This is a genomic window from Nonomuraea maheshkhaliensis, from assembly GCF_039529435.1.
Classification (GTDB): Bacteria; Actinomycetota; Actinomycetes; order Streptosporangiales; family Streptosporangiaceae; genus Nonomuraea; species Nonomuraea maheshkhaliensis.
In genome coordinates this window covers 19,512-44,762 of the sequence record NZ_BAAAMU010000067.1, presented here as the reverse complement: position 1 = coordinate 44,762, position 25,251 = coordinate 19,512, and the positions used below count along the sequence as shown (strand labels likewise).

General features: G+C 72.6%; 23 protein-coding genes, 1 pseudogene and 1 riboswitch. Of the genes and pseudogenes, 14 read left to right on the top strand and 10 right to left on the bottom strand.

The features are described 5' to 3' along the window. The first annotated feature begins 15 nt into the window (after positions 1-15). The 4 genes from ABFX54_RS34990 (at position 16) to ABFX54_RS34975 (ending at position 5,500) form a co-directional block, all read left to right on the top strand. Positions 16-486, top strand: a complete 471-nt coding sequence (locus ABFX54_RS34990; RefSeq protein ID WP_090771501.1) for a bifunctional nuclease family protein — start codon at positions 16-18, stop codon at positions 484-486. A gap of 147 nt (positions 487-633) precedes the next feature. Beyond that, complete coding sequence (locus ABFX54_RS34985; RefSeq protein WP_106237615.1) at positions 634-1,254, top strand: MerR family transcriptional regulator; 621 nt, start codon at positions 634-636, stop codon at positions 1,252-1,254. A gap of 205 nt (positions 1,255-1,459) precedes the next feature. After that, positions 1,460-1,560: riboswitch (glycine riboswitch) on the top strand. 179 nt (positions 1,561-1,739) lie between these two features. Beyond that, on the top strand, positions 1,740-4,574 hold the full coding sequence (gene gcvP, locus ABFX54_RS34980) for an aminomethyl-transferring glycine dehydrogenase (RefSeq protein WP_346110934.1): 2,835 nt from the start codon (positions 1,740-1,742) through the stop codon (positions 4,572-4,574). 116 nt (positions 4,575-4,690) lie between these two features. Beyond that, entirely contained in the window at positions 4,691-5,500 is an 810-nt protein-coding gene (locus ABFX54_RS34975; RefSeq protein WP_346110933.1) for a tetratricopeptide repeat protein, read from the top strand. A 22-nt stretch (positions 5,501-5,522) separates the two neighbouring features. Here the strand turns inward: ABFX54_RS34975 and ABFX54_RS34970 are convergent, their stop codons facing one another. After that, positions 5,523-5,867 carry a hypothetical protein gene (locus tag ABFX54_RS34970; protein ID WP_346110932.1) on the bottom strand — a complete coding sequence of 115 codons (345 nt, stop codon included), beginning with the start codon at positions 5,865-5,867 and terminating at the stop codon, positions 5,523-5,525. Positions 5,868-5,950: 83 nt separating this feature from the next. Here ABFX54_RS34970 and ABFX54_RS34965 point away from each other — a divergent pair, with 83 nt between their 5' ends. Then, positions 5,951-6,541 carry an alpha/beta hydrolase family protein gene (locus ABFX54_RS34965; protein WP_346110931.1) on the top strand — a complete coding sequence of 197 codons (591 nt, stop codon included), beginning with the start codon at positions 5,951-5,953 and terminating at the stop codon, positions 6,539-6,541. 82 nt (positions 6,542-6,623) lie between these two features. Here ABFX54_RS34965 and ABFX54_RS34960 read toward each other — a convergent pair whose 3' ends face one another. Then, positions 6,624-6,815: a DUF5999 family protein gene (locus ABFX54_RS34960; protein WP_106237625.1), complete on the bottom strand. Its 192-nt coding sequence runs from the start codon at positions 6,813-6,815 to the stop codon at positions 6,624-6,626. A 207-nt stretch (positions 6,816-7,022) separates the two neighbouring features. Then, on the bottom strand, positions 7,023-7,583 hold the full coding sequence (locus tag ABFX54_RS34955) for a TetR/AcrR family transcriptional regulator C-terminal domain-containing protein (RefSeq protein ID WP_346110930.1): 561 nt from the start codon (positions 7,581-7,583) through the stop codon (positions 7,023-7,025). 114 nt (positions 7,584-7,697) lie between these two features. Between ABFX54_RS34955 and ABFX54_RS34950 the strand changes: the two genes are divergently transcribed. Continuing rightward, a complete protein-coding gene (locus ABFX54_RS34950; protein WP_346110928.1) occupies positions 7,698-8,096 on the top strand; it encodes a hypothetical protein in 399 nt (132 codons plus the stop codon). Positions 8,097-8,195: 99 nt separating this feature from the next. Here the strand turns inward: ABFX54_RS34950 and ABFX54_RS34945 are convergent, their stop codons facing one another. The 3 genes from ABFX54_RS34945 to ABFX54_RS34935 all read right to left on the bottom strand — a co-directional run bounded on the left by ABFX54_RS34945 (position 8,196) and on the right by ABFX54_RS34935 (position 11,350). Then, positions 8,196-9,638, bottom strand: coding sequence for an RNA polymerase sigma factor (locus ABFX54_RS34945; protein WP_346110926.1), 1,443 nt, complete (start codon positions 9,636-9,638; stop codon positions 8,196-8,198). A gap of 178 nt (positions 9,639-9,816) precedes the next feature. After that, positions 9,817-10,158, bottom strand: a complete 342-nt coding sequence (locus ABFX54_RS34940; protein WP_346110924.1) for a hypothetical protein — start codon at positions 10,156-10,158, stop codon at positions 9,817-9,819. Between the two features lie 43 nt (positions 10,159-10,201). Then, the gene (locus ABFX54_RS34935; RefSeq protein WP_346110923.1) at positions 10,202-11,350 is read right to left on the bottom strand and encodes an AMP-binding protein; all 1,149 of its coding nucleotides are present in this window, start codon (positions 11,348-11,350) and stop codon (positions 10,202-10,204) included. Positions 11,351-11,431: 81 nt separating this feature from the next. Here ABFX54_RS34935 and ABFX54_RS34930 point away from each other — a divergent pair, with 81 nt between their 5' ends. Together ABFX54_RS34930 and menD are read left to right on the top strand one after the other, a co-directional pair. Next, complete coding sequence (locus tag ABFX54_RS34930; RefSeq protein WP_428834606.1) at positions 11,432-12,325, top strand: o-succinylbenzoate synthase; 894 nt, start codon at positions 11,432-11,434, stop codon at positions 12,323-12,325. After that, a complete protein-coding gene (gene menD, locus ABFX54_RS34925) occupies positions 12,322-13,983 on the top strand; it encodes a 2-succinyl-5-enolpyruvyl-6-hydroxy-3-cyclohexene-1-carboxylic-acid synthase (protein WP_346110920.1) in 1,662 nt (553 codons plus the stop codon). Before ABFX54_RS34930 ends, menD begins: the two co-directional genes overlap by 4 nt. 23 nt (positions 13,984-14,006) lie before the next feature. On the opposite strand, the gene ABFX54_RS34920 is transcribed toward menD, so the two are convergent. Beyond that, complete coding sequence (locus ABFX54_RS34920) at positions 14,007-14,912, bottom strand: 5'-3' exonuclease (RefSeq protein ID WP_346110954.1); 906 nt, start codon at positions 14,910-14,912, stop codon at positions 14,007-14,009. Between the two features lie 5 nt (positions 14,913-14,917). Beyond that, positions 14,918-16,111, bottom strand: coding sequence for a PP2C family protein-serine/threonine phosphatase (locus ABFX54_RS34915; protein ID WP_346110919.1), 1,194 nt, complete (start codon positions 16,109-16,111; stop codon positions 14,918-14,920). Positions 16,112-16,253: 142 nt separating this feature from the next. Here ABFX54_RS34915 and ABFX54_RS34910 point away from each other — a divergent pair, with 142 nt between their 5' ends. Further along, positions 16,254-17,363 (top strand): M24 family metallopeptidase, encoded by a 1,110-nt coding sequence (locus ABFX54_RS34910; RefSeq protein ID WP_346110917.1) that lies wholly within the window; start codon positions 16,254-16,256, stop codon positions 17,361-17,363. A gap of 52 nt (positions 17,364-17,415) precedes the next feature. Here ABFX54_RS34910 and ABFX54_RS34905 read toward each other — a convergent pair whose 3' ends face one another. Beyond that, positions 17,416-17,997: an HD domain-containing protein gene (locus ABFX54_RS34905; RefSeq protein WP_346110916.1), complete on the bottom strand. Its 582-nt coding sequence runs from the start codon at positions 17,995-17,997 to the stop codon at positions 17,416-17,418. 59 nt (positions 17,998-18,056) lie between these two features. Here ABFX54_RS34905 and ABFX54_RS34900 point away from each other — a divergent pair, with 59 nt between their 5' ends. From ABFX54_RS34900 to ABFX54_RS34880, 5 genes are all read left to right on the top strand, one after another. Next, positions 18,057-18,818 carry a protein phosphatase 2C domain-containing protein gene (locus ABFX54_RS34900; RefSeq protein WP_346110915.1) on the top strand — a complete coding sequence of 254 codons (762 nt, stop codon included), beginning with the start codon at positions 18,057-18,059 and terminating at the stop codon, positions 18,816-18,818. 163 nt (positions 18,819-18,981) lie between these two features. Beyond that, positions 18,982-22,479: an AAA family ATPase gene (locus ABFX54_RS34895; RefSeq protein ID WP_346110913.1), complete on the top strand. Its 3,498-nt coding sequence runs from the start codon at positions 18,982-18,984 to the stop codon at positions 22,477-22,479. A gap of 259 nt (positions 22,480-22,738) precedes the next feature. Next, entirely contained in the window at positions 22,739-23,602 is an 864-nt protein-coding gene (locus tag ABFX54_RS34890; protein WP_346110912.1) for a terpene synthase family protein, read from the top strand. A gap of 259 nt (positions 23,603-23,861) precedes the next feature. After that, positions 23,862-24,455, top strand: a complete 594-nt coding sequence (locus tag ABFX54_RS34885) for a GTP-binding protein (protein WP_346110910.1) — start codon at positions 23,862-23,864, stop codon at positions 24,453-24,455. 23 nt (positions 24,456-24,478) lie between these two features. Beyond that, positions 24,479-24,955, top strand: coding sequence for an Lrp/AsnC family transcriptional regulator (locus ABFX54_RS34880; RefSeq protein ID WP_346110909.1), 477 nt, complete (start codon positions 24,479-24,481; stop codon positions 24,953-24,955). Positions 24,956-24,966: 11 nt separating this feature from the next. Here the strand turns inward: ABFX54_RS34880 and ABFX54_RS34875 are convergent. After that, positions 24,967-25,251, bottom strand: a pseudogene (locus tag ABFX54_RS34875) (hypothetical protein); the annotation flags it as partial.

Below are 25,251 nucleotides of genomic sequence, written 5' to 3'. Positions count from 1 at the left end.
AATACGGAGCAGCCCGTGTTGCAGATGGAGGTCGTGGGCGTTCGAGTTGAAATGCCCACTAATCAGCCGATCGTCTTGCTCAAGGAGGCACACGGGGAGCGGTTTCTTCCGATATGGATTGGCATGACCGAGGCCACCGCCATCGCGCTGGCCCAGGCGGAGGAGCCGCCGCCGCGGCCCCTCACCCATGACCTGTTCAGAGACGTGCTGAGCGCGCTCGGCGTCGGGCTGCGCGCGGTCAACATCGTCGCCCTGCGTGACGGCATCTTCTTCGCCGACCTGGTCTTCTCCAACGGCGTGGAGGTGAGCGCGCGGCCGTCCGACTCGATCGCGCTCGCGCTGCGCACCGGGGCCCGCATCTTCGCCAGCGAGGAGGTCGTCCAGGAAGCCGGGGTCATCATCCCGGACGACCAGGAGGACGAGGTGGAGAAGTTCAGGGAGTTCCTTGACACGATCACTCCCGAGGACTTCGGCAGGGCGGGGTAGGTATTTCAGTGCATTTACGCTTCACGACGCGCCGAGCCGGATCGTTGACTGCGCATGGTCACGGTCCTACGGTGCAAGTGAAACCCGTGGTCGCCCTTTACGAACCCCCAGATCAGGCCACGGGATGAGAGAAAGCCGGAGGTCCGCGTGGCGGTCAGCAGCGGCGAGGGAAAGACGGCCGGCCAGGAAGATCCGGTACGGCGCGAGAGCGCGCGGCAGCGTGCCGGAGAGCAGGGTCTGCTCTTCGACCAGCAACCCAGGACGCTGCCGGGTGACATCGGATACCGCGGGCCGACGGCCTGTGCGGCGGCCGGCATCACCTACAGGCAGCTCGACTACTGGGCGCGCACCGGTCTGGTGGAGCCCACGATAAGAGCCGCGCAGGGCTCGGGCTCCCAGCGGCTCTACAGCTTCCGCGACATCCTGGTGCTCAAGGTCGTCAAGCGGCTGCTCGACACCGGAGTGTCGCTGCAGCAGATCCGCACGGCCGTGCAGCACCTGCGTGACCGCGGGGTCGGTGACCTCGCGCAGATCACGCTCATGAGCGACGGCGTCAGCGTCTACGAGTGCACCTCGGCCGACGAGGTGATCGACCTGCTCCAGGGCGGCCAGGGCGTGTTCGGCATCGCGCTCGGCCGGGTCTGGCGTGAGGTCGAGGGCTCCCTCGCGGAGCTGCCGGGGGAACGCGCGGCGGTCGAGGACACCGTCCCGGCCGACCATCCCGCTGACGAGCTGGCCCGCAGGCGACGCGCCCGCCGCACCGGCTGAGGGCACCCGGCTCCACGAGGGCCGGGATGCCGGACGAGGGGACTCCGATCCCCGGTAAGACGCGCAAGGCCCCTGGGAGCGCGGGGCCCCGCGACCACCTCCCGGGAAGGCGCCTGGGAGCGCTGAATCCCCAGGGAACACGCACGCGACGGTCCGATGACCGGCTAATGGGGCGTAGCGGTGTAATCTAGGACAGCAAGGCTGACGACCCCGTGCGGGAGAGTCCCCGGGCCCATCGCGGCACCGGGGCGCCGAAGGAGCAACCCTCCCCGGAATCTCTCAGGCATCCTGTACCGCTCGGGCGAGGCGACTCTGGAAAGCAGGCGCTCCCGCCAGGGGCGCCTCACCGACGGTGCAAGCCCCACCGGGGGTGAAGCTCTCAGGTCGCGGTAGCACGTACGTCGTGCGGCCGCGCTGACAGAGGGGGAGATCCGGCACTCGCCCGCGCCCTGGCGCCGGTCTCCACAGCCTCGGGAGGCACACCCATGACCGATCTGTCAGCTCCGCCGTTCTCGTCCAGGCACATCGGCCCGTCGGAGTCCGAGCAGCAGCGCATGCTCGAAGCCGTGGGCTTCGAGTCCGTGGCGGATCTGGTGGCGGTGGCCGTGCCCGAGTCCATCAGGGTCAAGGACCGCCTCAAGCTGCCCGCCGCGATCGGCGAGGCCGAGGCCGTCGCCGAGCTGCGCGCCCTGGCCGGGCGCAACCGCGTGCTCACCTCGATGATCGGCCTGGGCTACTACGACACCGTCACGCCCGCCGTCATCCGCCGCAACCTGCTGGAGAACCCGGGCTGGTACACCGCCTACACGCCGTACCAGCCGGAGATCTCGCAGGGGCGCCTGGAGGCGCTGCTGAACTTCCAGACCGTCGTCTCCGACCTCACCGGCCTGCCCGTCTCGGGCGCGTCCCTGCTGGACGAGGCCACCGCCGCCGCCGAGGCCATGACGCTGGCCCGCCGGGCGGGCAAGTCCAAGAGCTCCGTGTTCGTGGTGGACGCCGACGCGCTGCCCCAGACCAAGGCCGTGCTCGCCACCAGGGCCGAGCCGCTCGGCATCACGCTGGTGGAGCACCCGCTCGACGGCGAGCTGCCCGAAAGCTTCGGCGTGCTCGTGCAGTACCCCGGCGCCTCGGGCCGGCTGCGCGACTTCCGCGCCGTGGCCGCCGCCGCCCACGAGGCCGGCGCGCTGGTCGTGGCCGCCGCCGACCTGCTGGCCCTGACGCTCATCGCCGCCCCCGGCGAGCTGGGCGCCGACATCGCCATCGGCTCATCGCAGCGCTTCGGCGTGCCGTTCGGGTTCGGCGGGCCGCACGCCGCCTACATGTCCGTACGCGAGGGGCTGCAGCGCCAGCTCCCCGGCCGCCTGGTGGGCGTGTCGGTGGACGCCGACGGCGACCCCGCCTACCGCCTGGCCCTGCAGACCCGCGAGCAGCACATCCGCCGCGAGAAGGCCACCAGCAACATCTGCACCGCCCAGGTCCTGCTGGCCGTCATCGCCGGCATGTACGCCGTCTACCACGGCCCCGAGGGCCTGCGCCGCATCGCCCACCGCGTCCACCGGCACGCCGGCGCGCTGGCCGCCGGGCTGCGCGAGGGCGGCGTGGAGATCGTGCACCAGGAGTTCTTCGACACTGTGCTCGCCCGCGTGCCCGGCCGGGCCGCCGAGGTCGTGGCCGCCGCCGCCGAGCGGGGCGTCAACCTCTGGCGGGTGGACGACGACCACGTCTCCGTCGCCTGCGACGAGAAGACCGGGGCCGCCGAGGTGGCCGCCGTGCGGGCCGCCTTCGGGATCTCCCCGGACGGCGGGGCCGCGCCCGAGCACACCCCCGACGCGCTGCCCGCCGAGCTCCTGCGCGAGAGCGCGTACCTGACCCACCCGGTCTTCCACGCCCACCGCTCCGAGACCGCGATGCTGCGCTACCTGCGCAAACTGCAGGACAAGGACATCGCGCTCGACCGCTCCATGATCCCGCTCGGCTCCTGCACGATGAAGCTGAACGCGACCACCGAGATGGAGCCGATCACCTGGCCCGAGTTCGCCGCGATCCACCCGTACGCGCCCGCCGGGCAGACCGAGGGCTACCGCGAGCTCATCGGCACGCTGGAGGGCTGGCTGGCCGAGGTGACCGGCTACGACGCCGTCTCCCTCCAGCCGAACGCCGGCTCCCAGGGCGAGTTCGCCGGGCTGCTGGCCATCCGCGCCTACCACCGCGACCAGGGCCAGGGCGAGCGCGACGTCTGCCTCATCCCGTCCTCGGCCCACGGCACCAACGCCGCCAGCGCCGTCATGGCCGGCATGCGGGTCGTCGTCGTGGCCTGCGACTCCGACGGCAACATCGACCTGGCCGACCTCGACGCCAAGATCGACAAGCACCGGGACGCGCTGGCCGCGATCATGGTGACGTACCCGTCCACGCACGGCGTGTACGAGGAGAGCATCACCGAGGTCTGCGCCAAGGTGCACGAGGCCGGCGGCCAGGTGTACGTGGACGGCGCCAACCTCAACGCCCTGGTCGGCCTGGCCAAGCCGGGCGAGTTCGGGGCCGACGTGTCCCACCTCAACCTGCACAAGACCTTCTGCATCCCGCACGGCGGCGGCGGCCCCGGCGTCGGCCCGGTCGCGGTCCGCGCCCACCTGGCCTCCTACCTGCCGGGCCACCCGCTGCACGACGGCAGCGCGGTCGGTCCCGTCTCGGCGGCCCCGTACGGGTCGGCCGGCATCCTGCCGATCTCGTGGGCGTACGTCAGGATGATGGGCGCCGACGGGCTCACCGCCGCCACCGAGCAGGCCATCCTGTCGGCGAACTACCTGGCCAGGCGGCTGGCCCCGCACTACCCGGTCCTCTACACCGGCCGCGGCGGCCTGGTCGCCCACGAGTGCATCATCGACCTGCGCCAGATCACCAAGGAGACCGGCGTCACCGTCGACGACGTGGCCAAGCGGCTCATCGACTACGGCTTCCACGCCCCGACCATGTCGTTCCCCGTCGCCGGGACCCTCATGATCGAGCCGACCGAGAGCGAGGACCTCGCCGAGCTCGACCGCTTCGCCGACGCCATGGCCGCCATCAGGGCCGAGATCGCCAAGGTCGCCTCCGGCGACTACGACAGGACCGACAACCCGCTGCGGAACGCGCCCCACACGGCCGAGTCGGTCAGCGCCGACGAGTGGACGCACCCGTACGGGCGCGGCGAGGCCGCCTACCCGCTGCCGTCGCTGCGCGACGGCAAGTACTGGGTGCCGGTGCGCCGCATCGACCAGGCCTACGGCGACCGCAACCTGGTGTGCTCCTGCCCTCCGCTGGAGGCGTACGAGGACTGAGCCGGACGAGGTGGGAGGACTGTCACCCCCGGTGCCAGTCCTTCCGCGTCAAGTGAGCAGACATGATCGTCAGAAGTCGTTAGGCTTCGGTGCGACCGTCGCCCCAAGGAGCTCTCTTGACGTCCTCAGAGCTGGAGACACCGCCCCTCGACACCGCCCGCCGCCTGGCCGAGGAGGGTGACCTCGACGCCGCGGCCGACATCCTGAGCCGGCTCGCGGCCGACCCCGCCGAGCCCGACAGGGCGCAGGCCGCCGTGGGCCTGGCCGTGGTGCTGGAGCAGCGCGGCGACGTCGAGCGGGCCAGGGCCGCAGCCAGGACCGCCCTGGCCACCGGGCACCCCGAATACGCCGCCCAGGCGGCCTGTCACCTGGCCCAGGGCTTCGAACGGGAGGGCCGGGCCGACCAGGCCAGGGCCGCCTGGCAGGCCGTCCTCGGCGTCGGCACGGCCGCGTACGTGCCGCTGGCCCACCTCGCGCTGGCCCGGCTGGCGGTCGAGGCGGGCAACCTGGAGGAGGCCGGTGACGAGTTGCGCGCCGCCGTGCGCGCGGGGGTCGAGTCCGGCGACGACAAGATGGGCGCGCAGGCGGCGCAGCGGCTGGCCGAGCTGATGCTGGAGCACGGGGAGCCGGGCCCGGCGGCCGAGGTGCTGCTGGAGGCGCTGGAGTTCGCCCCCGCCGACGAGGTGCCCGGCCTGCGGGTCCAGCTCGGCATCGCGCATCTGGAGCTGGCCTGCGCCGAGTTCGCCGAGAGCGTCGAGGGCGGCGCCGACCCGCGCACCGGCGCGCTGGCCATCGAACTGCTCGCCCGCACCCTGCCGCTGCGCGGGCGCGACGACGACGCGGGCCGGGTGTGGACGTACGGGCTCGAACACGAGGACGAGACGCTGGCGGAGGAGGTCCGCCTGCGCTACCAGCGCGACGCCTGACCTCGCGCCGCCTGCCCGCAGGTCAGGGGCGGCGCATGACGGCCACCGCCGCCGCCACGTTGACCAGCACGATCGCCATCCACGCGACCAGCAGCCCGAACGCGCCTCCGGTGGTGCCCGCGATGGCCGTGAGCGGAACCCCGATGCCCAGCGAGCCCAGCGCGATCGGGACCAGCGGGGTCGTCTGACCCGCCCTCTTGCGCGGCGTGGCGCCGTGGTGGTCGAGCTCGGCCCGGACCCGCGCGGCGATCGTGGCGTCGAGGCGCTCCATGAACGAGTCGACAAGCGCCGCCTCGTAGTCGGGGCCGAGGTCGCGGCGCGCCTCCAGCGTGGCCCGCAGGTCGTCCCTGAGGCGTTTGTCTGACATGGACAGCATCATCTCCCGCCGCACGCCGCGCCGTCATCAGCCCTGAGGTCTAGTGCGCGATCCTCCCCAGGTACCGTGCTGGCATGCAGGTGATGACCCCGAGAGGGCCGGCGCTGGTCGAGGTAGACGAGGTCGCGGACGCGCGGCTGCTGCTGGTGCTGACCCACGGATCGGGCGGGGGAGTGGATGCCCCCGACCTGCTGGCCGTGCGCGACGCGGCCGTGGCAGCCGGGGTGAGCGTGGCCAGGGTGACGCAGGCGTTCCGGGTGGCGGGGGCTCGGGCTCCCGGTTCGGCGGCGCGGCAGGACGAGGCGTGGGAGATCGTCCTGGGCGAGCTGCGGGCGGCCCGGCCGGGGCTGCCGGTCGTGCAGGGCGGGCGGAGCAACGGGGCCCGCGTGGCCTGCCGGACGGCCAAGGCCGTCGGGGCCGCCGCGGTGGTGGCGCTGGCCTTCCCGCTGCACCCGCCGGGGCGGCCTGAGCGGTCGAGGGCCGATGAGCTGCGCGGCGCCGGCGTGGACGTGCTGGTGGTGAACGGGGAACGCGACCCGTTCGGCGTTCCCGACGCCGGGGACGCCGCGCGCCTGGTGGTGCTGCCTGGGGAGGGCCATGAGCTGAAACGCGACCCCGCCCGGGTGGGCGAGGTCGTCGCGGAGTGGATCGTCCGCTACGCGTAGGCGTGGATCTCGCGGGACGCGTGCGTGTGGACCCCGCCTGAGGCGTCAGGCCGGACGCGGGCGCAGACCTCGCGGGGAGGCGTCAAGCGGCGCCGACGGCGGGCCGGTGCGGGGCGATGGCGGTGCCGCTGGGAAGCAGCTCCCCGGTGTCCTCGAACAGGACGACGCCGTTGCAGAGCAGGCTCCACCCCTGTTCGGGGTGGCAGGCCAGGGTGCGTGCCGCCTCGCGGTCAGGCGCCTCGGCATCCGGACAGGCCGGGTCGTGCGGGCACATCGGCGTGCCTCCGATATCTCGTGGGTCGCTCCCGTGCTGGAGGGTCGGGAGCCGGCTCGGGTTGTTGTGTTCGTTCTGGCAAGTGTGCGATGTGTGTCACGTGTTCCGACATAGTCCGTTCGGACTGTTACAGGAGGATCCCCGGGTCGTGTGACCTTCGACACAGCGTGCCTTATGCAGGATAACGGGCCAAGCGCGACACGCGCATCACGTTTGCAATCCCTTGAGCAGAGCGTCGAGCCCGCGCTCGAAGTCGATATCGGCTCTTTCGTCCCTCCTGACCCATTCATCAACCTCCGGGTCGGCCCATCCGGACTGCTGCACCTCGACGGCCACGCTGCCGAACACGAATGCCCGCAGCGACCTGACGGCCTCCGGGGCGTCGCCGAGACCGCCCTCGGCGAGCTGCTCGGTCTGCTCCCTGATGGCGATGGCGGTCGCCCCCTTGGGCGGCTTGGTCAGGGCCAGGGCCAGCACGCCAGGATGCTCGCGCAGCAGCTCCCTGCCCGCCCGGCACCACGCCCTGGCCGTCTCCTGCCAGGTCGGGCCCCGCTCGACGTGGACGGTGGTGACGTGTTCGGCCAGGGCGTCCATCAGCGCCTCCTTGCCGCGTGGCAGGTGGTGGTAGATGGCCATGGCCTCCACCTCCAGGGCGTCGCCCAGGCGGCGCATGGTGAGGCGGCGCAGGCCCTGGCTGTCGGCGATGTGGAGTGCGGCCTCGATGATGCGCTCGCGGGAGAGGGGCACTGGTGGTCTCTTGGCGGGCATGGAGATCATCTTACTATGTAAAGGCGGTCACGCCAGGGCGATTTCCGCCCGTGTCGCGCGACGGCGTACCCTAAGGCGTTGCACCAGTACCGACAGCTTTAAGGGGCAGGGCCGATGGCGTTTTTCCGTCCGCGGGTGAGCCGGGAGGCAGAGGTCCGCTACCACGCGGACCTGGAGATCTCCAAGAGCTTCCCCGAGTTCATCGAGAAGGCCAGGCAGGCCGAGCAGGTGCTGCGCGAGCTGCGGGCCGCCGATGCCGACGAGATCGAGTTGCTGGCGGCCGGGAAGGCCTTCGACGCGGCGCTCACCGAGGCGCTGCGGGCCGCGGAGGCCGGGCAGCGGGCCACGTTCGGGGTGAAGGCCTACGACGACCGCATCGCCCGCCGCAAGGCCAAGGCCACGCCGGCCGGCGCCATGTGGACGGCCGAGGTCGAGCGGCTGCGCACCCTGCGTGAGGACAACCGGCTGTGGGGGATCCCCCGCGTGCCCCGGCCGGTGCCCGCGACCGCCTGATCCGAGAAGATCCCGCTCGCGGTCGTCCGGTCCGGCCGGACTGTCCGGATACGCAGGCGAATGAGCCCCGGCGCCGTGTGAGGGTGCCGGGGCTCTCGTTCAGCTGGCCCAGTCGAGCAGCGGGCGCGTGTTGCTCGGGTGGCGCAGCTTGGACAGCGACTCCTTCTCCAGCTGCCTGATCCGCTCCCTGGTCAGCCCCAGGTACTTGCCGATCTCGTCCAGCGTGTGCGGCTTGCCGTCCACCAGGCCGAAACGCAGCGCCATGATCTTCGACTCCCGCGGCGAGAGGTTGTCGAGCACGCCCCGCAGCTGGTCGCCCAGCAGCTGGCGGTCGACGATCTCCGACGCCTCGGGGGAGTCGACGTCCTCGATGAGGTCGCCGATCGTGGTCTCCCCGTCCTCGCCGATCGTCGCGTTCAGCGAGATCGGCTGACGGCTGGTGCGCAGCAGCTCCTCGATCTGGTCCGGCGTCTTGTCCAGCTCGACGGCCAGCTCCTCGGGCGTGGGCTCGCGGCCCAGGCGCTGGTGCATGTCACGCTCGACGCGCGACAGCTTGGACAGCATCTCCAGCACGTGCACGGGCAGCCGGATCGTCCTGGCCGAGTCGGCGAAGCCGCGCTGGATGGCCTGGCGGATCCACCACATGGCGTACGTGGAGAACTTGAAGCCCTTGGTGTAGTCGAACTTCTCCACGGCCCTGATCAGGCCCAGGTTGCCCTCCTGGACGACGTCCAGCAGCGACATGCCGCGGTCGGTGTACTTCTTGGCGACCGAGACCACCAGGCGCAGGTTGGCCTCCAGCATGTGGTCCTTGGCCTGCCTGCCGTCCTCCACGACCAGGTGGAGGTCCGCCTTGGCGGCGGGCGGCAGGCCGGGCTGGGTCTCCAGCTTGTACTCGGCGTACAGGCCCGCCTCGATCCGCCTGGCCAGCTCGACCTCCTGGGCGGCGGTGAGCAGGGTGCGCCGGCCGATGGACTTGAGGTAGGTGTGCACCGAGTCGCCCATGACGGACTGCGTGTCGTCCAGGTCGATCGGCTCGTTGTCGATTTCGGCGTCCGTACCGGCGTCGGTACCGGTGTCCTCCGCGTTCGGGACGAGGTCGTCCGGGACGTCCTCCTCGTGCTCGGGCTTGGACTCCGGCGCCGTCACCGCCTTCGCCGCTTCGGCCGTGGCGGCTCCCGCGCCGTTTCGGCTGCCGTTGCCGCTCGCCGCGCCGTTCGCCGCGCCGTTCGCCGTGGTGGTTTTTGCCTCGGAGCCCTTGCGGCGGGTACTCTTTGCCCGCGCGGTCTTCCCGGCGGGAGCGGTCTTCTTCTGGGCGTTCTTCTTGGGGGCGGTCGTGCTGAGAGACGGCTCGTTCTCGGCGGCCAGGCTCACGCCGGCCTCTGACAGCTCGCGCAGGATCGTGCGGCCTTCAGAGGGGCTGATGCCGGCCATCGCGAACGCGTCCCGCAGCTCCGCCAGAGAAAGGTGACCCTGGGCTCGCCCTCGTTCAATCAGCTGATCGAGAGTAGCGGGTGGGGTCGCCACGGCGGTTCTGGGCATGAGGACACCTCCTCCGTACGGAGTGGAAGCGATCAGGCAGGTTGTGGTGGGGCGGCTTCGCGTCCGCACGGCGCACCAGTATCAATAACGCCAAACGCCGTCATTTGTTCCCGTGCGCCCTAAGCGGGACGAAAAAGGGGCGGATCGCCCACATGACGAACTGCCCCAGGGGCCGGGTTTATTCCGTCGACCCGTGGCCGTCCGGCCGCACCTCAGGCATCGGCATGGGCTCGGCGTCCTCCATGCGCTGGTCGGTCCAGTATTCGAGGACCTTCTCCGGATCCGGGTTGATCTCCCTGGAGACGATGAAACCGTCGGTGGTCGCGGGGGCCGGAGTCGCGTCCAGCACCTGGGGCAGCTCTTGGGGCTCGCCGGACGGCGCCTTCTCCACCACGGCTCGGGTCTCCCTCGCGACCTGGTCGAGCTTTCCCGCCGAGGCGGCCGCCGCGACTGAGGCGCCTCCGGCGACGATGACGCCGACGACGGCCGCGGATGCCCACAGCTTGCGGGTCTGGTCCATGAAGGCTCCCTCCTTCTCCCCACTATGACGCATCGGCCACTCGTCAGGTTCCTGCCCTAAGCCGCATCAAATCGGTCTTGCCGTTCGGGAGCAGCGGGAGCCGCTCGACGAGCCGCAGGTCGCGCGGGGCGGCGTAGGGGGCGAGCCTATCGCGGCAGAATGCCCGCAATTGCGGAAGTGTGACGGGTGTGTCGGGGTCGGCGGGCACCACGACGGCGGTGACGCGCTCGCCCCACTCCGCGTCGGGCAGGCCGATCACGGCGGCGTCGGCGACCCCGGGATGGTCGCGCAGGACAGCGGTCACGACGCCGGCCACCACCTTCTCGCCGCCGGTGTTGATGACGTCGTCGGCCCGGCCGAGCACGCGCAGGCGGCCGTCGTTCAGCTCGCCGAGGTCGGAGGTGACGAACCAGCCGCCGTCGAGCGGGGCGGGCGGCTCGGCGAAGCGGTAGCCGGAGAAGAGCACCGGACCGGAGATCCTGATCAGCCCGTCCGCGCCGATTTTGAGATCTACATTGTCAAGGGGCCGGCCGTCGTACACGCAGCCGCCGCTCGTCTCGCTCGACCCGTACGTCGTCACGACCCTCGCGCCGAGGGCGGTGGCCCGCTCCACCAGGCCGGGCCCTGGGGCCGCCCCGCCCAGCACGATGGTCCTGAACACCGACAGGTCCGCCCCCATCTCGACCAGCCGGTGCAACTGGGTGGGCACGAGAGAGACGTGGTGGGCGCCGGAGCCCAGCACCGCGTGCGGGTCGAAGGCCGGGTGGATGATCGGCTCGCTCTCCGAGAGCAGGGCGCGGACCAGGACCTGCAGCCCCGAGACGTGGGAGACGGGCAGGCAGCACAGCCAGCGGTCGCCCTTCGCGGCGCCCACGCGGCGGATCGAGGCGGCCGCGCACGCGCGCAGGGCCTCGGCGGAGAGCATCACGCCTTTGGGCGGGCCGGTGCTGCCGCTGGTGGCGATGACGATCGCCACGTCGCCCGGCACGCCGGCCCCGCCGGGTCCGGGGACGCCGTTCACGTGGGTAGGGCGCAGCGCGTCCAGGGCGGGCTCGTGGTGGCCGGGGGAGAGCGGGAGGACGGCCGGGCCGTCGCCGGAGAGGGCGTCGCGGATCGCCGTGAAGAGGGCGGTCCCGGCAGGCTGCACAATGGCATGCAGCGGGCGGTCCGGATGCGACGGGTTCCTCCACATGCTCGTAAGGTTAACGGTGACAGGTCGGACAGTGGCGCAGGGAGGGTCGTGACGCGTTCTCCCGTGGTCTTCCGGATCCCGATGCGGACGCGGTTCCGTGGGCAGACCGTCAGGGAAGGGGTGCTGCTGCACGGCTCGGCGGGGTGGGGGGAGTTCTCTCCGTTCCCCGAATACGGCCCGCGCGAGTGCGCCCGCTGGCTGGCCTGCGCCCGCGAGGCGGCGTTCGAGGGCTGGCCGGAGCCGGTGCGCGACAGCGTCCCGGTCAACGCGACCGTGCCCGCGGTCGATCCAGAGCGGGCCCATGACATCGTGCGGCGCTCGGGCTGCACCACGGCGAAGGTCAAGGTGGCCGAGCCGGGGCAGACGTTCGACGACGACGTGGCCAGGGTCGAGGCCGTGCGCGACGCGCTCGGGCCGTCGGGGCGGCTGCGGGTCGACGTCAACGGCGCCTGGGAGGCCGGCGAGGCCGTTCGCCGGCTCAAGCGGCTCGACCGTTTCGACCTCGAATACGCCGAGCAGCCGTGCGCCACGCTGGAGGAGCTGGCGGCGGTGCGGCGCGCGTGCGACGTGCCGATCGCGGCCGACGAGTCGATCCGCAGGGCCGAGGACCCGCTGCGGGTCAGGGCGGCGGAGGCGGCCGACATCGCGGTGGTCAAGGTGCAGCCGCTGGGCGGGGTGCGCGCGGCGCTGCGGGTGGTGGAGGCGTGCGGGCTGCCCGCGGTGGTCTCCAGCGCCGTGGAGACGTCCGTGGGCCTGGCGGCGGGGCTGGCGCTGGCCGCGGCGCTGCCGTCGCTCCCGTACGCGTGCGGGCTCGGCACCATGGCGCTGCTGTCGGGCGATGTCGTGGACGATTCGCTGGTGCCGGTGGACGGCAGGCTGACGGTACGGCGTCCCAGCGTAGATTATGGCCTTTTGTCGGCTTTTGAGATTGAATCTCCCCAGTGGCTTCGCCGGATGCAGGAGGCGTCACGTTGAACCCCGCTACCGCGCTGGCCACCGTGCTGGTCGATGAGCTGGTGCGCTGCGGCCTGACCGACGTGGTGCTGGCGCCCGGCTCGCGCTCCGCCCCGCTGGCGCTGGCGCTGCACGCCGAGTCCCGGGTGCGGCTGCACGTACGGATCGACGAGCGTTCGGCGTCGTTCCTGGCCCTGGGGCTGGCCCGGCGCTCCGAGCGTCCCGTGGCGCTGATCTGCTCCTCCGGCACCGCCGCCGCCAACTTCCACCCCGCCGTCATCGAGGCGGGCGAGTCGGGCGTGCCGCTGCTGGTCCTGACCGCCGACCGCCCGCCCGAGCTACGCGGCACCGGCGCCAACCAGACGATCGACCAGATCAAGCTGTACGGCGGCGCCACCCGCTGGTTCGCCGAGGTCGGCGTGCCGGAAGACCGCCCCGGCCAGGTCGCCTACTGGCGTTCGCTGGCCTGCCGCGCCTACCAGCGCGCCGCCGGCGCGGGCAACCCCGGCCCGGTCCACCTCAACCTGGCCTTCAGGGAGCCGCTGATCCCCGACGGCGACACCACCTGGTCAGAGCCGCTCGACGGCGGCGCCAACGGCCCGTGGGTGCGCGCCAGGGTCGCGCCCCCGCCCATCGCCCTGCACATCCCGCCCACCAGGCGCGGCGTGCTCGTGGTCGGCGACGGCGCCGCCAACGTGCGCCGCTACGTCGCGGCGGCGGGCATGGCCGGCTGGCCGGTGCTGTCGGAGCCCAACGGCGGCGGCCGCTACGGCGACCACGCCATCTCGACCTACCACTACCTGCTCAGCACGCCCGAGTTCGCCGACGCGCACCGGCCCGACGTGGTCGTCACGCTGGGCCGCCCCGGGCTGTCCCGGCCGCTGCTGTCGTGGCTGAAGCGCGCGGACGAGCACATCGTGGTGGCGCCCGACCTCGACCGCTGGCCCGACCCGACCCGGTCGGCCACGCAGGTGGCGCAGGCGGTGGAGATCCCCGTCGCCTCGGGCGACGACACCTGGCTGCACGCCTGGCGGCAGGCCGACCTGGCGGTCAGGGCGGCCATGGACGAGGTGCTCGACCTGTCGGGCACCAGCGAGCCGCGCCTGGCCCGAGACCTGGTCGACGCGCTGCCGAACGGGGCGCTGCTGTTCTGCGGCTCCTCCATGCCGATCCGCGATCTCGACCAGGCGATGCGGCCCAGGCGCGGCATCCGGCTGATGGCCAACAGGGGCGCCTCCGGCATCGACGGCCTGGTGTCCACCGCCATGGGGGCGGCGCTGGCGCACAACGGCCCCTCCTACGCGCTGATCGGCGACCTGTCGTTCCTGCACGACCAGAACGGGCTCGTGCTCGGGCCCCGCGAGCCGCGGCCCGACCTGTGTCTCGTCGTGGTCAACAACGACGGGGGCGGCATCTTCTCGCTGCTGCCCCAGGCGGCGGTGCGCGACCCGTTCGAACGGGTGTTCGGCACGCCGCACGGGGTGGACCTGGGGTACGTGGCGGCCGCGACGGGCACTCCGTACACGCTGGTGGGCGATCTCAGTGACCTGCCCAAGGCGATGCGGGGCGATGGGCCCAGGGTGGTCGAGGTGCGTACGGACCGGGAGGAGAACGCGCTCGTGCACGCCCGCCTGCGCGACGCCGCCCAGGAGGCCGTCCGCGCCTACCTGGCCGGCTGACCCGGGCTCGGGGGTCGGCGGGCTCAGCGGGCGAGGACGTCCAGGAGGCGGTTGAGCGGGCCGTCCAGGCCGTAGCGGTCGGCCAGGGCGACCAGCGCCTCCGGGTCGCGCGGCTTGGCCGGCAGGGTCAGGTCGGCCTCCGGCAGCGGCGCGTCGGGAGCCACCTTCACCACGGCGGGAGCGGCGCTCAGGTAGTCGCGGGCGGCGCTCAGCTTGGTGCGGCTGCCGGCCGGGAAACCGTCGGTGACGCCCGCGTCGAGGGCGTCGAGCAGCGCCGCGAGCGAGCCGAACCGGGTGATCAGGGCGGCGGCGGTCTTCTCGCCCACGCCCGCCACGCCGGGCAGGCCGTCGCTGGGGTCGCCGCGCAGGGTGGCGAAGTCGGCGTAGGAGCGGCCGGGGATGCCGTACTTGCCGGTGACGAACGCCTCGTCCACGATCTGCAGGTTGCGCACGCCGCGGGCGGTGTAGAGGACGCGGACCGGCCGGGAGTCGTCGACGAGCTGGAACAGGTCGCGGTCGCCGGTGACGATGTCGACCGCGCCGGACGCCTGGTGGGTGAGCGTGCCGATGACGTCGTCGGCCTCGTAGCCGGCCGACTCCAGCCGGGCCACGCCGAGGGCGTCGAGCACCTCCTGGATGACCGCGATCTGCGGCACGAGCGCCTCGGGCACCTCCTCCTCGTCGACCCCTTGGCCGGTGCCGGCGACGCGGTGCGCCTTGTACGTCGGGATCGCCGCGACCCGGAACGCCGGCCGCCAGTCGGCGTCCATGGTGGCCGCCAGCTCGGTGGGGGAGTGCCGGCGTACCAGGGTGGCGATCATGTCGATGAGGCCGCGCACCGCGTTGACGGGCGAGCCGTCCGGGGCCTTGATCGACTCCGGGATGCCGAAGAAGGCGCGGAAGTAGAGCGACGGGGTGTCCAGAAGCATCAGCACTAGGACAGTATGCCCACCGCCAGCAGGCACGCGTCGTCCTCCGGGTTGGGGCCGCCGATGTCGGCGAGCAGGCGGTCGAGGCTCGCGTCCAGATCGTGCCCGCGCACCCGGCGCGCGGCGGCCAGTACCAGGTCGAGGCCGACGTCGATGTCGCGCGTACGCCGCTCGACCAGCCCGTCGGTGAACAGCAGCAGTTGGTCGCCGGGCAGCAGCCTTGTGGTGGCCAGCTCGTAGGGGCTGCCGGACGCCGCGCCGAGCAGCACGCCCCTGGGCTGCGCGAGCTGGGTGGCCTCCCCGTCGCGGACGAGGATGGGCGCCAGGTTGCCCGCCTGGCCCCAGGCGAACACCCGGGTCTCGGGGTCGAGATGGCCGATGATCGCGGTGGCGGTGGTGTCCTTCAGCTGGTGCATGACGAGGTCGTTCAGCCAGGCCAGCAGCCGGTTGGCGCCCTGCCCGGTCATCGCCAGGCCGACCAGGGCGTGGCGGAGGTGGGCCATGCGCGAGATCGCGGGCAGGCCGTGTCCCGAGGCGTCGCCGATGGCCAGCAGTACGCGGCCGTCGGGCGCGGGGGCCGCCTCGAACCAGTCGCCGCCCAGGTTGGCGGTCTTCTCGGCGGGCACGTACCGGACCGCGATCCTCGTCTGCGGCAGGTCCAGGCAGCCGACCGGCTCGGGCAGGATCGCCTCGCGCAGCGCGAGCATCACGTGGCGCTCCTCCGCGGCCCGTTCGCGCGCCTCCAGGAGCTGGCGGCGCGACTCCGACACCATGCGCTCGGCGCGGCGGCGGCCGGTGATGTCCTGGATGACGCCGTGCATGCCGATCGTGCCGCCGGGCCCGGCCAGCGGTTCGAGCACCACCCGCAGGTCCCGCAGGTCGGCCGAACCCCCGCCGCGGCGGATGCGGAACTCGGCCTGCACCGGCTCCACGCCCTGCACGACCGACCACAGCAGCCGGTCGAGCGTGGCCACGTCGGAGGGCTCGACGTGCTCGGGCAGGTCGGGCAGGGGGATGGGGCCGTCGCCCGGGTCACGGCCGAAGATCACGTACACCTGGTCGGACCAGATCGTCTCGCCGGTGTGCAGATGCCACTCCGCCCAGCCCATGTTGCCGAGCCGCTGGGCATGGCCCAGCCGGACGGCGAGCATCTCGGCCTCGTGCCCGAGCAGCTCGGCCGCGCCTGTGACGTCGACCATGATCTCACTCTCGAACGCAGGGGAACTGGACAATTGGCCCCACACTACGTGATCGACCCGCAACCGTGTGTGCCGATGTCCGGCCGCGTGGCGAGACCTTTTCGCGGATTTTAGGAGCCGCGATCACGAGTAGATTGAGCCTGTGACGTCCTCAGACCTGTATCCCGTGTCCCGTCTCGCCGCCGTCCAGGAGGCCACCGCCAAGGCCGGTCTCGACGCCCTGCTCCTGACGCCCGGCCCCGACCTGCGTTATGTGAGCGGCTACGACGCCAAGCCCCTTGAGCGGCTGACGTGCCTCGTGGTGCCCGCCGCGGCGGAGCCGTACATGATGGTGCCCCGGCTTGAGCTGCCGGCCGCGCAGGCGTCGCCCGCCGCGCGGCTCGGGGTGGAGTTCGTGGCGTGGGACGAGACCGAGGACCCCTACGCGCTGGCCGCGGCCCGGCTCGGCGGGGCCGCCAAGGTGGGCCTGGCCGACCGCATGTGGGCCATGTCGTCGCTGCGCTTCCGCGAGGTGCTGCCGGAGGCCGAGCAGGTGCTGGCCGGCAGCGTGCTGCGGGAGCTGCGGATGCGCAAGTCGCCCGGCGAGGTGGCCGCGCTGCGCGAGGCGGGCGAGGCCATCGACAGTGTGCATCGGCTCGTGCCCGGGCTGCTGCGGGCCGGCCGCACCGAGCGCGAGGTGGGCCGCGACATCGCCGAGGCCATCCTCGCCTCGGGCCACGCGACCGTCGACTTCGTGATCGTCGCCTCGGGCCCCAACGCCGCCAGCCCCCACCACGACGTGTCCGACCGGGTGATCCAGGCGGGCGAGCCCGTCGTGGTCGACATCGGCGGCCAGCTGCACAACGGCTACTGCTCCGACTCCACCCGCACCTACAGCGTGGGCGAGCCGCCGGCCGACTTCGCCGCCTACTACGAGGTGCTGCGCCGGGCGCAGGAGGCCGCCTGCGAGGCGGTGCGGCCCGGGGTGTCGTGCGAGTCGATCGACGCGGCCGCGCGTGATGTCATCGCCGAGGCCGGTTACGGGGAGCACTTCATTCACAGGACCGGGCACGGGATCGGCATCGAGACGCACGAGGAGCCGTACATCGTGGCCGGGAACGACGAGCCGATGGAGGCCGGGTTCGCCTTCTCGGTGGAGCCGGGGATCTACCTGGCGGGGCGGCATGGGGCGCGGATCGAGGACATCGTGGTGTGCACGGAGAGCGGGGGCGAGCGGCTGAACAACACGCCGCGCGACCTCGTGATCGTCTGACCCGGCGTCGTCGCGTCCGGGCCGGGGCGGGGCCTCGTTCCGAGCGATGCGGTCAGTGCGGGAAGGTGGCGGCCGGATAGGCGTTCTGGAACGCCAGCCGGTCGTCGGCCCGGCCCGCGACGGCGGTGAGCAGGTCGTCCAGCTCCATGAACACCTGCCAGCCCGGCGCCGCGCCGGTCAGCCGGTCGACCACGAGCTGCTCCAGGTCGGGCACCCGCTTGGCCTTCCACACCTTGTCGGTCAGGCTGACCAGGTGATCCTCGAACGTCGTGCCCGCCTCCGTCCACGAGCCGTGCGTACGGGCGAAGCGGGCCAGCCGCTCAGGCACGCCCCGGGCGAGCAGGAGCTGGTGCCCCGCCTCCTCGTGCGCCGACCCCGGCCCTGACAGCTCGGCCGGGTGCAGGCACTTGCCGACGTCGTGGGTGGCGGCGCCGTACCGGACGGCCTCGTGGTCCACGGGGACGGCGGGATGACGGTCGCGCAGCCAGCCGAGCACGCCGAGGGCCGCGTCGTGGACGGCACGCAGGTGGGCGGCCAGGCGGGGCGGTGCGTCCAGCTCGCGCAGCAACTCCTCCGCCGCGCCGGGCAGGCGGGGCAGGGGCGGATCGGTGAGGGCGCGCCACAGGGTCGTCACCGTCCCACGATAGGCGGGGGGGCGATGGGTGATGCGGTGTCTGTGGCACAGTCGCTGTCATGTTCGCGGAGATCACGTACGCCACCAGGCCCGGTTCCGAGCGGCCCAACGAGGACCTGGTGATCGCCGGGCCCTCGTGGATCGCGGTCCTGGACGGGGCGACGGCGGCGGCCGGGGCCGACAGCGGGTGCGCGCACGACGTGGCCTGGCTGGTGGGACGACTCGGCGGCGCGCTGGCCGCCGGGCTGGCGGCCGATGACGGCGCCTCGCTGGAGGGCCTCCTGGAAGCGGCCATCGAGAGGACCCGGTCGGCGCACGGGGGCCGGTGCGACCTGGGCAACCCGGACTCTCCCTCGGCGACGGTGGCCATGGTGCGGTCTCTGGGCTCCGGGCGGGTGGAATACCTCGTCCTTGGGGACTCGCCGGTCGTGCTGTCCCTGGTGGGCGGCGAGGTGCGGGAGGTGAGCGACGACCGGCTCGAACGGCTGCCCGGCGGGCGGCCGTACTCGGCGGAGCTGGTGCGGCGCCTGCGGAACGCTCCCGGCGGCTTCTGGGTCGCGGCCGCCCGGCCGGAGGCCGCGCGCGAGGCGATCACCGGCGAGGCGGACGGGGTGCGAGGGGCCGGTGTGTTCACCGACGGAGTGGCGCGGCTGGCCGACTGGTACGGCTGGAGCTGGCAGGCCGTTCTGGACACGCTGGAGGGCCGCGGGCCTGGAGCCGTGATCGACGCCGTACGGGAGCTGGAGGTGCGGCGGGGGCCGGTGTGGGGCAAGCGGCACGACGACGCCACCGCCGCCTGGGGCCGCACGAACCCACGCTGAGGCAACCGCTCACCGCCGGTTGAGGACTGCGTGAGTCCGCCCTGAGGACGCCACCACCACCTGGGGGCCGCCTGAGCCCGCCCTGAACGTTCCGTGCCCGGGGTGTATCAGAGGGTGTCGCCGCCGGCTCTGAGGTTTGCGAGGGCGGAGGGAGGGAGCGCGCATGTTCGTCGGCAGAGCGGAGGAACTCGCCCTCCTGCGTGCGGAACTGCGCGCGGCCGACGCCGGGGCTGTCAGAGGAGTGCTGGTCGAGGGGCCGGAGGGGATCGGCAAGACCGCACTCATCCACCGCGCGCTCGACGGGGAAACGGGCGCGCGGGTACTGACCGTCAGCGGGGAAGAGGGGGAACGGGGGCTCCCGCTGGGGCTCGTCCGCCAACTCGTCACCGAGGCGGCACGCCTTGCCGGGATACCGGCGGGGGAGGCGGACACCGGCCCTGGAGACATCCTCACACGGCCGGAGGTGGGCGGAGCCGGCGTGTGCGCGGCCGGGGGAGGTCCACATGGCGCGGGGGCGTGTCCGTGTGGCGCCGGAGCCGGCTCGTGCGACGCCGGGGCGGCTTCGGGTGCTGCTGGGGCCGGTTCGTGTGGTGCCGAGGCCGATGCGTGTGCCGCTGGGCAGGCGGTGTGCGACCTCGTCGGGCGGCTGGCGGAGCGGGGGCTTCTGGTCCTGTTCGTCGATGACGCGCAGTGGGCCGACCAGCGCTCGTTGCAGGCGCTGGGGTATGCCTTGCGGCGGGTGCGGGCCGGGCGGGTGCTCGTCCTGGTGGCCTGCCGGGACCTAGGCGGCACCTGGCTGCCCGAGGGGCTGCGGCGGCTGCTCACGGGCGACGACACGACACGGCTGACGCTCGGCGGCCTGAACGCCGCCGACCTGGCCGCGATGGCCGCCTTGGCCATCCCGGCAGCCGAGTCCGCATCGGCCGCACTGCTCGCCTCAGCAGGCGTGTTCACATTGCCCGCATTGCCCGCATTGCCCACACCGCGCACACCCGCCGCCGGGCTCGCACCGGCGGCGTCAGTCACAGGGCCTGCACCGGCAGGTGGGCTTGCGCTGTCTGCGCTGCCCGCATCAACAGGCGGGCCCGCCTCGGCAGCACCGGCCACCGGGTCCGCACCGGCGGCAATGCCTGCGTCTGCCGTGTCGACCGCCCCGCCTGTACTGGCCGATGGTCCCGTACTGAATGGGAAGTCTGTGCCGCTTGCGGGGTCTGCGGCGGACGCGGGTCCGGGGGTGTGCCGCGACGCGGACGTCGCGGCACCTGAAGCTCAGGGGGGCGGGGGTGGTGGGCCGGGGGAGGCGACGATGGTGCGGTTGCGGGAGCACACCCGAGGCAATCCGCTGCATGCCCGTGCCCTGCTGGAGATCGTCCCACCGGCGGTGCTCCGCGATCCGTGGGCGCGGTTGCCGGCGCCGGAGACGTACCGGCGGATCTTCGCCCGGCGGCTGCGCTCCTGCGCGCCCGCGACCAGGCGGCTGGTGGCGGCGTGCGCGGTGCTGGGCGAGCAATGCCCGCTGCACCTGGCGGCCATCGTCGCCACGGAGGCCGGCAATCAGCTTGACGGCTTGAAGGTAGGAGGGCCGCTCGCCGGTTTGGGGGTGGGTGCGCGGCTTGGCGGCTCGGCGGTCGGTGGGTCGCCTGATCCCTTGGCGGTCGGTGCACGGCCTGACGTTCTCGAGGGAGGCTGGGCGCTCGACGCGCTGGAAGAAGCCGTTGGCGCGGGGGTGTTGCGGGAGTCGCCCGGCCACATGGTCGGCTTCGCCGAGCCGTTGGCGCGGGCGGCGGCGTACGACGGGATCGGCGCCGGCACTCGGGCGCGGCTGCACCTGGCGGCCTCGCGGGTGATCGAGGACAGCGGCGCGGTCCTGCGGCATCGTGCCGCCGCGGCCTGCGGGCCGGATGAGCCGCTGGCCGAGGAGCTGGCCGGGTACGCGGCCAAGGCGGCGCAGCACGGACTGTGGCAGGAGGCCGCCGCCCACCTCGACCTGGCCGCCCGGCTCACCGAGCCGGCCGCGCGCCGTGACGAGTTGCGTACGTCCGTGCTTGAACACGTCCTCATCGGGGGCGACGTGCTCCGGGCGGCCGAGCTCGCCACCGTGCGCAACGCCGACCCGCGCCCGGTACGCCGGTACGTGCTGGGACGGCTCGCGCTGGCCGCCGGGCGCTTCGACGAGGCGTCCGAGCTGCTGGCCGAGGCGTGGCGGCACGCGGAACCGGGTTTCGCGGCCGACGTGGCGGAGCAGCTGGCCTGGCTGGGTCTGGTCACGGGGGACCGCGCGGCGGCGGCGGACTGGGCCCGTGTGGCGATCGAGCAGCCCATCCAGGGCTCGGCCGCCAGGCCGTACGACGTGCTGGCTTTGGCAGGGGCGCCCTGCGCCGGCGCGCCGCCCGGCAGCCTCGCGGCGGCAGTGACACTGCTGGCCCGCGACGAGCCCGGGCAGGCGCGCGTGGTGCTCGGACGTGCGGCCGGGGCCGCCGCGCCGGGGCATCACCGGTTGCTGGCCACCGCGCTGCTGGCCGTCGCCGAGCACGCCTGCGCGCGGTGGGACAAGGCGGCGGCCCACGCGGAGCACGCCTTCGCTCGGGCGGTGGCGCTCGGGCAGCGGTGGTTGCTGCCGTCACTGGAGGCGGCCTGCGTGGCACCGCTGGCGGCCATGGGCGAGCACGTACGGGCGCTGACCCACGTCACGGAGGCCGCGATCACGGCCCGACAGATGGGACACACGATGGGGGAACGGCAGGCCGGCCTGGCCATGGTCCTGCTGACACCCGGCGAAGCGCCACCGGCACCACCCCTTCTGCCGGTGTCGCACCTTCCGCCGGCACGCCCCCTTCCGCTCCCCTCCGGCACATCTGCCACATCTGGCACATCAGGGATGTCCGGTGCATCGGGAGCCGGGGGAGGTGGCGCGGGCGGAGGCGATTGGGGGTGGGGCGGAGGGCTGGACGTGTTCGTGCCGGACCCGCGCCCCGCCCGGATCGAGGCACTGGTCGCGGACGGGCGGCTGGAGGAGGCGGAGCGGGCGCTGGCCGCGTTCGACGGCGAAGGGACACGGTACGACGGCGACGGGACGCACGGGCACGGCGACAGGACGCAGCGGGGCGGCGAAGAGGCGCGGTGCGACGGCGAAGAGGTGGGGCGGGGCAGCCGGGAAGCGCGGCGGGGTGACGCCAGACGGAGGGCTGAGCGGGCTCGGCTCCGTGGGCTGTTGCTGGCCGGAAGGAATGCGCCGGCCCGGGCCGAGGAGGCGTTCGTACGCGCGCTCGCGCTGGTCGAAGCGGGAGTGAGCCCGCTGGAGGAAGCACGGGTGCTGCTCGACCTGGGCAGGCTGCTGCGCAGGACCGGACGGCGCAAGGCGGCGGCCGAGCGCCTGTCAGCGGCACGGGCGATCTTCGAGCGGCTGGGCGCCCGTCCCCTGGCGGAGCGGTGTGGCAAGGAGCTGGAGGCGTGCGGGATGGAGCCGCCCGCCACGGCCCGGCTCGGCCTCACGCCGCAGGAGCTGAGCACCGCCACGCTGGTGGCCGGCGGCCTGACGAACCGGCAGATCGCCAGAGAGCTGCTCATCAGCGTCAAGACCGTCGAGTACCACATCGGCAAGATCTACACCAAGCTCGGGATCAGCTCCCGGGTGGCGCTGGCCGCCAAGCTGACGACCTGACCTGGCCCGGGGGGCGGCCCGAAACCGGCCCACATCCGGCCCGAAGGCGGGTCGGAACCGGCTCGGGAAAGGTCCGGGACCGGCCCCGCCCGGTGATGGGAGAGTTACGGAGAGGGAGGTGACATCGCGGATCCGGATCGGCCACCCGGCCGATGCCTTGATCGGAACCGCATGATCATGAAAGAATTCTTCGACAGGTGTATATCCGGATGTTGGGGGTCTTCGCCCATGATCCGCGAGCCGATCGAGCGGCCTTAGGATGCCCGACGAGCTGGACGAGGCGTTCGAGCTCGGAAAGACCTGCGCGACGGCCGCCGAATGCGGCAGGGACCTGCAGCGATGCGCGCAGATGTACACCGGGCTGTTCCCGCAGGCCGTCTTCGGCACGGAGTTCTTCCATGGCCTGACCCTGGCTCACGCGTTCAGCTCGCCCTGGGCCGGCGCTGGCCGGCTGCGGGTGGTCAACCGGGCGGCCCTGTGGGTGCTGGCCGTGGACCGGCACGTCGAGTACACCGCCACCACCCGCGCGCAGGTCGATCGCATGACGCGAGAATGCCTGTCCGTCGCCGAGGGGGCCGTGCCGCGCACGGCCCTCACGCGTTTCCTGGCCGACCTGCGTGACGAGATGGCCACCGCGGGAGGGTTCGAGCGGCTGCAGCGGATCTGGCGCGACCAGCTCGCCGACATGCTGGTGGCCATGACCACGGCCTGGGAGTGGCGGGAGCGGCGCGCCGTCCCGACGCTCGCCCGCTACGTCGACAACGCCGACTGCCGGGGCTCCTGCTTCGTGGACCTGTCGCACTGGATCTACGCGGCCGACGACTGGTCGAAGGGGCACCTGGACGACCTGCGCACCGCGAGCAGGCAGGTGCAGCGCTACCTGCACCTGCTCGGCGACGTCGTCTCCTACCGCAGGGACATGAGCTGGGGCGATCTCAACGTCCTGGCGCTGGGCGTCGAGCGTACGGAGGTGACGGACGCGATGACGGAGCTGGCGGGCGAGGCGTGCGAGCTCATCGAGCGGCTCCGCCTGAACAGCCCGAGGACCGCCTCCTACCTGCGCAGACAGATCGGATTCAGCGCGGGTTTCACCGGTGTTTCGGGCTTTCGGCGGGTGCCGTAACGGCCTTGTCTGAATCCATGACAGACAAACTTGACTCCTACCCTGTTAAGGTCGCGAATAACGGGGCGCTGGACGACAAACCGTGACATTTTGTTTCTTGTAAAAGATTGCGGCTTGAGTGGAAAATGTGGCGTTGCTAGGGTGTCTCCGATGCCAGGCATGTGGATCAGCCTTTTCAAAGCGCCTTGACAGGTACCACTGACCACGGCACCTCAGGGGCGGGGTTGCGCATGCGCGGGACAGGTACGGGCGGTGCTGGATGGAAGTCGGTCGCACAGACCGTTGGCGGCTGCCGACTGCGATCAAGATTCTGATCGCGGGCGGCTTCGGCGCGGGCAAGACCACGATGGTCGGTGCCGTGTCCGAAACACGGCCTCTGCGCACAGAAGAGGCCCTGACCCAGGTCGGCACGCACATCGACGACTTATCAGGCGTCGAACGCAAGCTCACCACCACCGTGGCCATGGACTTCGGCCGCATCACGATGCCCAACGACTACATGCTCTACCTGTTCGGCACCCCGGGCCAGGAGCGGTTCTGGTTCGTGTGGGACGAGCTGGCCATGGGGGCGCTGGGCGCCGTCGTGCTGGCCGACACCAGGCGCCTCGACGACTGCTTCCCGGCGGTCGACTACTTCGAGAAGCGCGGGCAGCCGTTCATCGTGGCGCTCAACTGCTTCGACGGCACCAGCCCCTTCACGGTCGGCGAGGTGCGCTCGGCGATCGGCCTGGAGCCGGACATCCCCATCGTGCGCTGCGACGCCCGCCGCAAGGACTCGGGCAGGGAGGTGCTCATCACTCTCGTCGAGCACGCGATGCGCAGGGGAGTCAGTCCCGTCGGGACCATGTCGTGACCATGACCGGCTACCTTTGACCGATGGAGGAGATCGACCGCCGGATCGTCACGCTGCTGGCCCGCGACGGCCGCATGAGCTTCACCGACCTGGCCAGGGAGACCGGGCTCTCGGTCTCAGCGGTTCACCAGCGCGTACGCCGGCTGGAGAAGCGGGGCGTGGTCCGCGGATACGCCGCGATCGTCGACCACGACGCGGTCGGCCTGCCGCTGACCGCCTTCGTGTCGATCAAGCCGATCGACCCGGCCGCGCCCGACGACGCCCCCGAGCGGCTGGCCCACCTGGCGGCCATCGAGGCGTGCCACAGCGTGGCCGGCGACGAGAGCTACATCCTCAAGGTGCGGGTGGCCTCGCCGGTGGCGCTGGAGGATCTGCTGCAGCAGATCCGCGCCTCGGCCAACGTCTCGACCCGCACCACGGTCGTGCTGAGCACGCCGTACGAGCACCGCGCCCCCGCCGTCGCCGGCGACCCCGGGCCCGCCCCCGACGGCCAGGCCTGAGCCGCGGCCGCTCAGCCCTCCACGACGCCCCCCACACCCCCCACGTCGGCCACGCCGAACACCTCGTCGCGCACGGCGGCCAGCGCCAGCTCCAGGGCTCCGGCCAGCACCGGGTTGCCCTCGACGCTCGACAGGCGGACCGGGGGCCTGGGGATGGTGAGCGCGTGCAGTTCGTGCTCGACCAGCTCGCGCAGCGTCTCGCCGCCCGGCAGCACGACGCCGCCGGTCAGCACGATCAGCTCGGGGTCGAACAGGGACGAGATCGCCGCCAGGCCCACGGTCAGGCGGGAGGTGAG